Genomic DNA, 10,307 nt, shown 5'->3' with positions numbered 1-10,307 from the left:
CGCCCCGCCGGCGCCGGGGGCCCCCCCCCCCTCCGGCCCCCCCACCGCCGGCCCCCCGGGGCCGCGAGCCGCCGCGGCCCCGCGGCAGGGCGCTTCGGGCAGGGCTGCTCCGGCTCCGTGATCCGGAACGGACAGGGCCGGCGCTACGGGTGAGCGCCGGCCCTGCGTCTGTCGTCGCCGGTGGTCACCCGCGGCGCTCGATCGTGTGGCCCAGCACGTCGATGACCGATTCCTTGCGGGCGTCGATGGAGGACGGCTCGATGCTGCTACTGCGTATGTCGATCTTGCCGTCGGGAGACGCCTTGTCGATGACCTCGGGCAGTTCGGCGGCGAGGGCGTCGGGCTTCACGCCGGCCTGCTTGCTGGCCTCGGCCACCTTGTCGGCGCCGAACGCGTCCTCGATCTGCCTCGTCGTGACCGGTTCGTTGGGACCGTTGCCGAGCCATGAGTCGACGACGCCCTTCAGGCCGCTGTCGCTCAGGAGCTTCGTCGCACCCTCGAGCAGTGCCTGCAGCTCGTCCATCATGCCGCCGCCGCTGCTCTTCGTGGGGTCAGCCATCGGTTACTCCCGTGGTTGTGGTCTGTGCGGGCGACACGCGGCGATTTCGGATGCTGCGCCGGTCGGCGATGGGGTGGGGCCGACATACTGTTGCCGCAGGTCGCACATGCTGTCGCCTCGCTCGTACACCCCTCTCCAGGCCAGCACGAGACGTCCGCGGCCGCCGTGCGATTAGCCCATTCGGGTGACGTGAGGAGGCCCCCCCCCGGCGCGTGTCGGCGTGGTGCCGGGCCGGGCCGGCGACCGGCAGGCGCGGCGTCGGCGCCGGGAACATGCGCGACGCGATGGCGACCCCGTACGAGGAGGCCGCGGAACCGCTCGTCGTTCAACTGTCCGAGCCGATACCGCCACCCAAATGATCTCTCCCGGATAAAGTCAGCACCGGCGTAGCGCTGATCGACCAAGGGAGCGGACGGTGGCTGGACGGACCGAGACCGAAGCCGGTCGGCATCCGGCGCTCTCCGCGCCGCGGTTCGTCGGCCGGGACCGGGAGCTCGCCGCCCTGGACGGGGCGCTCGGGCCGGCCCCCGCGGTCGTCCTGCTCGACGGTGAGGCGGGTATCGGCAAGACCCGGCTCTTGCGTGAATTCCTGGGGTCGCAGGCCGAGCGGGGACGTCGTGTCCTCGTCGGGGCCTGCCCGGAGCTGCGGGTGCCGTACACGCTCGGTGCGGTCGTGGACGCGGTGCGCGACGGCGTTGACAACGTTGCCATCCTGGGGCTGAGCGGGCTGGGCGGTGCGCTGCGGCCCCTGTTCCCCGAGTGGGCCGACGACCTGCCTCCGGCACCGGAGCCACTGGAGGACGCGAGCGCCGCCCGGCACCGGCTGTTCCGCGCGTTCGTCGAGGTCCTCGGCCGGCTCGACGTCGCGGTGCTGGCGATCGAGGACGTCCACTGGGCGGACGAGGCGACGCTGGAGTTCCTGCTGTTCCTGGTCTCCCGCCGACCGCAGACGCTGAGCGTGGTGCTGACCTACCGGCGGGAGGAGGTGCCCGCCGACTCGCTGCTGTTGCGGCTGTCCGCCCGCCCGCCCGCCGACGCTCACCTGGTCAGGCTGACACTGCGGCCGCTGGACATCCCCGAGACCGCGTCATTCGTCTCGTCGATGCTGGCCGGCGGCCACGTCTCGACCGAGTTCGCGACCTTCCTGCACGCACGCACGGAGGGCGTGCCGCTGGCGGTGGAGGAGTCGGTGCGGTTGATGCACGACCGGGCCGACCTGATCAGCCAGGACGGCGGGTGGGCACGGCGCCGGCTGGACCGCATCGACGTGCCGCCCACGATCCGCGACGCCATGCTCGAACGCGTCCAGCGGCTCCGGCCCGATGACCGGACCGTCCTGTACGCGGTGTCGGTACTGTCCGGCCCGGCCGACCACGCGACCCTGAGGGCCGTGACCGGCCTGCCCGAGGACCGGTTCGCCGCGCAGGCGGCCGAGGCGCTCGGCTGCGGCCTGCTGCGTGAGGACAGGCCCGGGCAGTGGTCGTTCCGCCACTCGCTGGCGTGTCACGCCGTGTACGACGCCATCCCGGCCGAGGAGCGGCGCGCCATGCATCTGCGCGCGGGCCGGGCACTGGAGCGATGGCCGATGCCGCCGGTGGCGCAGTTGGCCCGGCACTTCCGGCTGGCCGGCGAGGTCGACGCCGCGTGCCGGTACACCGAGCAGGCGGCCGACCTCTGCGTCCAGTCCGGAGACGTGGCCACCTCTGCACTGCTGCTGCACAACCTGGTGACCACCGTGGCCCTCCCGGCGGAACCGCTGGTACGGCTGGTGACGAAGATCCAGTTCCAGGCGCTGTCCGGCTCCGACCCGTACTCGAAGACCATCGACGCGCTGCGAGCGGCCCTCGGCAGCCAGGTCCTGACGCCGGGACAGCAGGCCCTGGTCCGCTTCCAGGTCGGCCGGGTCCTCATGGTGGCGGGAGAGATCGAGGCGGGCCGTCTCGAGATCCTGCGAGCGGTGCCCCATCTCGCACCGGACTCGCCGGAGGCGCCGCGCGCCCGCATCCTGCTCGCGCTGCCCCTGGGGAACGCACGCCCGGTCGCGGAACACCTGCGATGGCTGCAGGAAGCACCGCCGCTGGCCCAGGCGATGGCCTCCCACGACCGGTTGCGCCTGTTCGTGGAACGCGCCTTCGCGCTGCTCATGCTCGGCGAGGAGGCCGGCTGGGACGCGGCCCGGCAGATCCCGGACGACGTATCCGACCCCCGGGCGGCGGCCATCGTCGCGATAGGCCACACGAACGTCGGCGAGGAGGCGACGCGATGGGGCCGGTACGACGAGGCCAGGGCACGGCTGGCCACGGCCCAGGCACTCGCCGAGCGCCACCAGCTCCTGGACTACCTCGACAGCATCGCCTCCTCCCGGGCCCACCTCGACTGGTTCACCGGCGCCTGGGCGGGACTCGCCGAGCGGACGGCGCGGCTGGTCGACGACGACGGCGGCGTCCGGCTGAAGGACCGGTGCGAGGCCGCGCTCGTGGCGGGCCTGATCCAGGCCGCCGCCGGGGACCGGGAGGCAGCGCAGGCACGCCTGCGCTTCGCCGGACGCGACGACCAGCAACGCATCGAGGCCGCGGCCGCGCTGGCGCAGCTGTGCCTGCGCGACGGCGACGTCGAGGAGGCGCTCCGCCTCACCGACCAGCCGGCCGAGATCGCCGTCAGCGGCGGCATCTGGTCCCGGGCCGTCGAGTTCGCCCCGGCACGGGTCGCGGCCCTGGTCGCCGCCGGTCAGCTCGGCCGCGCCGCCGACCTCGCCGACACCTTCGAGGGGGCCCTGGGCGACAGGGACGCCCCGGCGCCGCGGGCGTCCGTGGTGCTGTGCCGCGCCATCCTGGCCGAAGCCGGCGGCCGGCTCGCCGACGCCGCCTCGCTGTTCGCCCGGGCGGCCGACGCCTGGCAGGCGCTGCCGCGCCCCTACGACGCCCTGCTCGCACGGGAGCGCCACGCCCGCTGCCTGCTCGCCGACGGCCGGGACGAGGCCGCGCTGCCGGTGCTGTCCGACGTCCGGCGAGCGCTGTCGGAACTCGGCGCCCACCACGACGCCGACCGGGTGGCACGGACCCTGAACGAGCGGGGTGGGGACACCCGCGAGACGCGCGGCCGGGGACGGCCCAGCTACGGCAACCACCTCTCCCCGCGCGAATTGGAAGTCGCCCGCCTGCTGCTCGACGGCCGGACGAACCGGCAGATCGCCGACGTGCTGGTGGTGTCGACGCAGACCGTGGCCAGCCAGGTGAAGTCGGCCATGCGCAAACTGCAGGTGACGTCGCGGACCGGACTCGCCCTCAGGGTCGTGGAGTTGGGGATCGTGGGCGAGCAGGGGCGAACACCGCCGGGCGACGAGTGAATTCACCGCCGTCGCCGGGGACGAAAAAAAGGGCGCACGGGCGAACGACGAGTTAAATCCCGCATCTGACCAATCGAGCCGGCGCCGGCCCCGGTTGCACACTCGTCCCCATGTTGCCCGCAGAACCGCTGACACCCGAACCGGCAGATGACCCGGCCGTTTCGGCACGCCGTGCGAAGGACGGACCGGTACCGGCAGGACCGCAGGCCGATCCGGCAGACGCCCCGACCACCGAGGACGCGGGTGATGCCGCCGTTGCCGGCGAGTACGAACCGCTCTAGCGCGGAGGCCCAGGGGCGGACCGTGATCGCCCGTGGCGCGGGGCGCCGCCCGAGCCAGTCCACCTGGTGGGGGCGCGGAGTCCTCGCGCACGGGGAGTCCGATCGCAGACGTCCCGCACGTCCCCACGCCGAACCTCCCCCGATATCCCCCGTCATTCATCTCACAGGAGACTCATAGATGAGGCGAAGCTCAAGGAAGCGTCTCGGTAGACGCCTGGGCGCGGTGACCGTCGGTCTGACCGTCTTCGGCATGGTCGTGTCGACCACGGCGACCCAGGCTGCCGAGCCGACCCGGAAGCCGCTGCTTCCCGGGGTCGTACAGACGAGCAGCCCGACGATGATCGCCAACGACGACCTGGCACGGATCGTCTCCGCGTCCGGCGGATCCGTCCCGGTGACGCTGATCACCGGCGACAAGGTGCACGTCGGCGTCGACGACGACGGCAAGCCCGTCGTCCGCGACATCGACAGCGCGGATCGGCCCGATGGACCCCCGGGCGTGTTCCACACCATCACCCGCCAGGGCAAGGTGTACGTCGTGCCGGACGACGCCCTCGCGCTGGTCGGCAAGGGACTGCTCGACTGGGGGCTCTTCGACCTGTCCCAGCTGGTGACGCTCGTCGCTGCGGGCAAGGGCGACGCGGTGCCGGTGCTCGTCACCTACACCGGCACGGCCGGCGCCGACAAGACCCGGAAGGTCGCCGGAGCGTCGGGCGGCAGGGCGCTCCCGAGCATCAACGGCCGCTCGATGAACATCGCCGACGGCGGACGGTGGTGGCAGGGGGTACGGGGCAAGACGGACTCCACGTCCGCCGCCGCCCGGTCCGCCGGTTCCCTGGCCGGGGTCAAGAAGGTCTGGCTCAACGGCATGTCGCATGTCGACCTCGAGCAGTCGGTGCCGCAGATCGGTGCGCCCGTCGCCTGGGAGCGCGGCTACGATGGCACCGGCGTGACCGTGGCGGTGCTGGACACCGGCATCGACGCCACCCACCCGGACGTGTCCGGAAGCATCGCCGGGCAGGTCGACTTCACCGGCAGTCCCACGGGCACCAAGGACGGGCACGGACACGGCACCCACGTGGCCTCCACGGTCCTCGGCAGCGGCGCCGCGTCCAAGGGGCTGCGCAAGGGCGTCGCCCCCGGCGCCAAGCTGCTGGTCGGCAAGGTCTGCGACGACAACGGGCAGTGCCCCGACGACGGGATCATCGCGGCCATGGACTGGGCCGCCCACTCGGGGGCCAAGGTCGTCAACATGAGCCTCGGCGGTGAACCCACCGACGGCACCGACCCGATGAGCCAGGCGCTCAACGAGCTCAGCCGCGCCACCGGGACCCTGTTCGTGGTCGCGGCCGGAAACTCCGGCTTCATCGCCCAGAAGGTCGTCTCCCCGGGCTCCGCCGACGACGCCCTGACCGTCGCGGCCGTCGACAAGAACGGCGACATGGCCACCTTCTCCAACCGCGGACCGCGGATCGGGGACGGCGCAGCCAAGCCGGACATCGCGGCTCCCGGCGTCGACATCGTCGCGGCACGCGCCGCCGGCACGGCCATGGGCACCGTGGTGGACGAGTACTACACGTCCTCCAACGGGACCTCGATGGCCACGCCCCACGTGGCCGGCGCCGCGGCCATCGTCGCCCAGCAGCACCCGGAGCTGACCGGTCAGCAGATCAAGGCGCTGCTGATGGACACCGCGAGCGACCTGGGCCACGACATGTACGCCCAGGGCAGGGGCCTGGTGGACCTGGCGACCGCGACCAATCCGCAGATCGTCCCGAAGGGGAACCTGAACTTCGGCCGCCTGACCTACCCGCAGTCGGCGGTGACGAAGAAGATCACGTACACCAACCGCAGCGACAAGGCGACCACGTTGCATCTGACGATGCCGGTCTCCTTCGCCGACGGCAAGCCGGCCGCGGCAGGCCTGTTCACCCTCAGCACGGACACGGTGGTCGTTCCCGCAGGCGGGTCCGCCGAGGTGTCGGTGACGCTCGACGGCAGCGTGCTGGGCACCGACGGGGCGCACGGCGGCTACAACGGGCTGCTGAGCGCCCGTGACGACTCCGGCGCGATACGGCTGAGCTCGGGCATCCACACCTTCGTCGAAGCCCAGAAGTTCCCGCTGACTCTGAACGTCGTTCCGCCGGCGGGTGCCACCGACGTCCGTTACGGCACCGCCACCTTCATGCCGGTCGACGACCAGGTCCACCTGCACGCGGGCCAGGCCTTCGAAGTCGGCGCGGACACCGTGACCGAGCAGCTCTTCCGCGGCACCTACGCGGTGCAGATGCCGGTCACCTGGCGGGACGCGGCCGGCCAGTGGCAGCAGGTCCAGCCGATCGCACCGGAGGTGAGCCTCACCAAGGCGAGCACGGTCACGCTGGACCTGCGCAAGGCCAAGCCGCTGAGCGTGCAGTACCCGGAGTCCACCGAGACCTACAACGCGACCGACGTCGTCAACCGGGTGTCGGCGACCGGGGCCTGGGCGATGGGCTCGGCGCTCTCGTACGACTACAAGGCCGGCGAGCCGAACTGGTGGGTGCTGCCCACCGGCAAGGTGAGCGAGGGCACCTTCACCCACGACTTCTACAGCTCGCGGACGACTCCCGTCGTCACCATGCGCGCCACCGGCGGCGGTGCCCCCTCCAGCCTGTCCCCCCGCTACGTGACCCCGGACGGCGGGCTGACCGAGACGCAGGCGTGGCTGCGCGACAACGGGGACCCGAGCACCCGCGAAGCCGCGATCCAGGTTCCCCGCCTGCCGGTCAAGGGAGACCTGCCGGTGGTCCACGCCGGCACCGGGACAGCCGCCGAACTCGCGGACGTCGACGCCCGGGGCAAGCTCGTACTCCTCACGCCGACCGACATCTGTCAGGGCACCTGCGACTACGTGAAGCTCCGGGACGAGCGGGTGGCGGCCGCTGCCACAGCCGGGGCCGTCGGCGTGCTGGTCGCGGCACCGGGCCTCACCTCGCTGGGCCGCCCCTCGGAGTTGGACCAGTGCGTGGACGGGCCGCAGAGCTGCCCGGCGATCCAGCCGTACGCCGCACTGCCCATCGTGAGCGTGCCCTACGCCGAGGCCGAAGGCCTGATCAAGCGGATCAAGGCCGACCGGAAGCACGTCGAGATCAGCCTCGGCGGCAGCGTCGTGCCGAGGGCGTACGCCGCCAGGTACCACGACGAGGGACAGATCCGGCCGAACGCCTACAAGGTCGGAAAGGGCGATCTGGACCGGGTCGACCTCTCCTTCCACGCGTCACGGCCCGGTGAGGTGCACCAGCTGAGCTGGAAGCAGTCCCTCCAGGCCACCCCCGTCACGTCGCAGGTGTCCCTGCCGCACCCGGCCACGCGGCAGACCATGACCACCTTCGTCAAGCAGGAGGACAACGCGATCAGCCGGTTCACCGCCTCCTGGGCCGAGGTCGGAGCGGACTCCTTCCTGGCGCACAACCGCACCGAGATGAACGACATGGTCCTCACCGGCAGGGACGAGATCCACTGGAACGCGGGGCCGGCCGTACCGGGAGCCGTGCAGCAGGTGCGGACCGAGTCCGGCTTCTCGGTCGAGGCGGGACCCTGCTCGGGCTGCCGGCAGGGCGACACCTTCTACCCCACCGTCTACCTGACGGGCAGCGGCGGCGGCCGCCAGGCCCTGATCGGCATCGTCGACGACGAGCTGCTCCAGCACGAGTTCCTCGAGATCCCCTCCTGCGGGACGGTTCCCTCGCCCACCATTCCGAACCTCGACTCCACCTGCGACTTCAAGCTGCTGAACGCGTCCGGTGACGAGATCGAGCGTCACACGCAGCACCTCCCGGACGAGACCTGGGCGACCCTGTGATGGCACTCGACACCGCTAAGGAGACCGACACGATGAACACCCCTGTGCCATCGGCACGGCGCCGCAGAGGGGCCCTCGTGGTGCTCGCAGCCGCGGCGATGCTGGCCCTCTCCGGCTGCAAGGGCGGTGACCTCGTCTCCTACGACCTTCCGGCGAAGTCGGCCCGGTACACGTTCGAGACGGAGACCAACGACGTCAAGACGGTGTGGCAGTACACCTCCGCCGAGGCGACCAAGGACGACGCCCCGAAGCTGAGCCCGTGCATCGGCGAGGTGGTCGGCAGCAACCAGGCGGCCTGCCGCCCGGAGCCGCTGATCTTCCTGCGCTACGACTTCGACCTGGCCCTGGACAACACCGTCAAGGCCGGGGAGAACCACGACATCACCGTCGTCGGCTACTACCAGGAAAGCCTCACCGCCCTGCCCAAGGTGACGTCCCTGAAGGCGGAGACCACCTTCGACGGGGGCAAGACCTGGCACCCGGCGACCACCCGGGCCACCGGAAAGGACACCTTCACCACGACGATCAAGAACCCTCGGCGGGACCAGGCCGTCGACGGCGTCGGACTGCGGATCAGCGCTACCGACAGCAAGGGCAACACCGTCAGGCAGACCATCCCCACCGCGTACACGTTGCGCTGACGGGCACGGCCGGGAACACCTGAACAGGGCGGGGCGAGACCGAGTCTCGCCCCGCCCTGTTCGGGCTGTGGACGTCTACGGCTGGGGCCACAGCGGTTTCTGCACCTGCAGATCCACGACCGCGACCCACTCCGCCGACGGGATGGCCCGCTCCACGACGAACCACTCGTCGGGGCGCTCTCCGAAGTGCGTCGCCGTCAGCACGTGGACGGTCTGGGCCGGCAGCCTGGTGCCCGCCCACGCGTGCCACCGTTGCGCCTCCGGGGCCGGCACTTCCACGGTGAACCGCACCGTGCAGTCCCGGAAGGGTCCGGGGAGCGAGGCGGGGCTGGGATCGGACGTGAGGTGCACGGTCCCCGCCAGCTCGTGCCTGTCCTCCTGAGCCGCCGGCCAGGTCGCCTTGATCTCTGCGTCTGCCAGGATCAGCGGCCACAGCTCCGGCCGCGTGAAGTGGAAAAGCAGCATGCCAGGACTCTACTGGGTGCTCCGCGCGTGCGTTCCCACCGGCGACCGGGCCGCCCGTCCCGGGCCACGGGACGAAGCGCCACATTGGAATCGCACCTCCTACGATTCCGGCCATGGCACGCTTCGAGGACCTTCGCCGCTCCCTCTGGGACCCCGAGAGCCGGTACGGAATTCAGGAGCCCCTGACCGACCGATTGTGACGGCCCCTGCTGGATCGGGCTGGACTACCGAGCCTGCGGACAGCACGGGGAGCCTTCCGTGACCTGGTTCGACGCGGAACTCGAAGCGGAGTTGCACCTTGCCTCGGACTTCCGGTCCTTCATCGAGGGGCTGACGCGTGAGCCCGGAAGCCTGTGACGGATTACGGGCAAGGAAGCTATACCTTGAGTGTATACGTGATGTGTATAGTGCTGCCGCATGGCTACCGCACTCGCGTCACGGTCCGTCAACCACCGCCTCGCCGTCCTTGCCGCCACCGTGGCCTTCGGGTTGCTGCTCGGCTGGGCCACCTACGGCCTGCACGGGACGACACCCTTGCTGGAGCGGGCGACCAACTCGTCGTCGACCTGGATCATCTGGACCGCCGCGGCCGGTGCGCTGATACAGGTTCGCTCCCATGCCGTCTGGGGCGGCGCGGCGATGATGCTCGCCACCTGCTGCGGCTACTACACGACATCCACGCTCGGGGACACCTTCGGTGCCGGAGGGCTCGGAACCGCCGCCGTGTGGGGCGCGGCAGGACTGGCCGGAGGGCCCCTGCTGGGGTGGGCCGGGTGGACGGTACGGCGCGGACGGGGCGACGTACGGGCCGTGGCCGGGGCCGTCATCGCCACCGTGGTGCCGGGGGAGGGGCTCTGGCTGGGCCTGGCACTCCATTACTGGGGAGAGGCGGCTGTCTTCCTGACCGTCGGCGCGCTGGTCACCGTCCTCCTGACCGTCTACCTGGCGCGCGCCGGGGTGCACCGCTACTGGGCGTGCGCCGCGCTCGCGCCAGTGGGCGCTGTCGTCTTCCACCTGGCGGAGGTGTTCGTCCTCGATGCCCTCCTCTGACCGGTCCGAACGGTGTGGTGAAGTGGAGCCCGCGTCAGCGACGTCGGGAGTCGCAGCGGGGGGAGAGGAGGGCGGTCCGTCCGACCAGGCCGTCCGGGTCCCGGCTCGTCAACGCCGTTCCAGG

General features: G+C 71.6%; 6 protein-coding genes. 4 read left to right on the top strand and 2 right to left on the bottom strand.

Translation table 11 applies throughout. The features are described from left to right. Window positions 1-184: 184 nt before the first annotated feature. Window positions 185-559 carry a YidB family protein gene (locus ACFV3E_RS38230; RefSeq protein WP_499509873.1) on the bottom strand — a complete coding sequence of 125 codons (375 nt, stop codon included), beginning with the start codon at window positions 557-559 and terminating at the stop codon, window positions 185-187. Window positions 560-974: 415 nt separating this feature from the next. Between ACFV3E_RS38230 and ACFV3E_RS38225 the strand changes: the two genes are divergently transcribed. The 3 genes from ACFV3E_RS38225 to ACFV3E_RS38215 all read left to right on the top strand — a co-directional run bounded on the left by ACFV3E_RS38225 (window position 975) and on the right by ACFV3E_RS38215 (window position 8,668). Next, window positions 975-3,905, top strand: a complete 2,931-nt coding sequence (locus ACFV3E_RS38225; protein ID WP_500539839.1) for a helix-turn-helix transcriptional regulator — start codon at window positions 975-977, stop codon at window positions 3,903-3,905. Window positions 3,906-4,364: 459 nt separating this feature from the next. Continuing rightward, window positions 4,365-8,027: a S8 family peptidase gene (locus ACFV3E_RS38220; protein WP_500539836.1), complete on the top strand. Its 3,663-nt coding sequence runs from the start codon at window positions 4,365-4,367 to the stop codon at window positions 8,025-8,027. Window positions 8,028-8,104: 77 nt separating this feature from the next. Next, window positions 8,105-8,668, top strand: coding sequence for a hypothetical protein (locus tag ACFV3E_RS38215; RefSeq protein ID WP_500539834.1), 564 nt, complete (start codon window positions 8,105-8,107; stop codon window positions 8,666-8,668). Window positions 8,669-8,743: 75 nt separating this feature from the next. Here the strand turns inward: ACFV3E_RS38215 and ACFV3E_RS38210 are convergent, their stop codons facing one another. Then, window positions 8,744-9,133, bottom strand: coding sequence for a hypothetical protein (locus tag ACFV3E_RS38210; protein WP_500539832.1), 390 nt, complete (start codon window positions 9,131-9,133; stop codon window positions 8,744-8,746). A 417-nt stretch (window positions 9,134-9,550) separates the two neighbouring features. Here ACFV3E_RS38210 and ACFV3E_RS38205 point away from each other — a divergent pair, with 417 nt between their 5' ends. Continuing rightward, the gene (locus ACFV3E_RS38205; RefSeq protein WP_500539830.1) at window positions 9,551-10,183 is read left to right on the top strand and encodes a DUF6518 family protein; all 633 of its coding nucleotides are present in this window, start codon (window positions 9,551-9,553) and stop codon (window positions 10,181-10,183) included. The last annotated feature ends 124 nt before the right edge of the window (window positions 10,184-10,307 follow it).

This window comes from Streptomyces sp. NPDC059718, assembly GCF_042733315.1.
Classification (GTDB): domain Bacteria; phylum Actinomycetota; class Actinomycetes; order Streptomycetales; family Streptomycetaceae; genus Actinacidiphila.
Note: the sequence above shows the minus strand (reverse complement) of the source record. Positions and strands in the feature narration are given on the sequence as shown.